This window comes from Morganella sp. HMSC11D09 (genome assembly GCF_001807955.1).
Classification (GTDB): domain Bacteria; phylum Pseudomonadota; class Gammaproteobacteria; order Enterobacterales; family Enterobacteriaceae; genus Morganella; species Morganella morganii.
In genome coordinates this window covers 1-539 of the sequence record NZ_KV791682.1, presented here as the reverse complement: position 1 = coordinate 539, position 539 = coordinate 1, and the positions used below count along the sequence as shown (strand labels likewise).

General features: G+C 51.8%; 2 protein-coding genes. Both read right to left on the bottom strand.

What is annotated here, in order from left to right:
* A partial coding sequence (locus tag HMPREF3119_RS07635; protein ID WP_168162280.1) for a glycoside hydrolase family protein occupies positions 1-299 on the bottom strand: 299 nt, incomplete at its 3' end.
* Positions 292-483: a phage holin family protein gene (locus HMPREF3119_RS07630; RefSeq protein WP_004238694.1), complete on the bottom strand. Its 192-nt coding sequence runs from the start codon at positions 481-483 to the stop codon at positions 292-294. The genes HMPREF3119_RS07630 and HMPREF3119_RS07635, both read right to left, overlap by 8 nt.
* Positions 484-539: the final 56 nt, after the last annotated feature.

Here is a 539-nt window from a genome sequence, read left to right as displayed (position 1 = left end):
ACAAATGAATAGATGGCCGCCCGGGTATTGTCATCAATCGGCACTTTGATCATAGGATCAACCGCGCGCCGGACTTTCGTCAGGTCGTCGTGCAACAAGGCCTTGCATTCAGCGTCCGTGTACAGCTTGCCGGGCTGAATATCACTGCCGGTATGGCCATAACATACGGTGAGCACTCCGGCCACATCACGATAAGGCGTATACTCAACACCTTCATATACGGGGATCAGCACCAGCGCACCGGCAATTGCCCCGGCAGTACAAGCAGCCATTACCTTTTTAACCAATCGCTTATTCATGATGTTCTCCGGCTTTCAGCTGAAATTCCTTCCGTTTGTAATACCAGTTAACCAGGAACGTACCGACGGTACAGATGATCCCGGCAACAATAGCCCACTGATCCAGAGATAAAATGCCAAAGGCAGAGGTTATAAGCCCCCAGGCGTATGCTGTAGGGCTGGAATATTTGTCGGACATGCGCATATCCACCCCCTGCGGAGTGTTCCGTATGTTGAGTGATAGGGAAATCCCGCAACCGG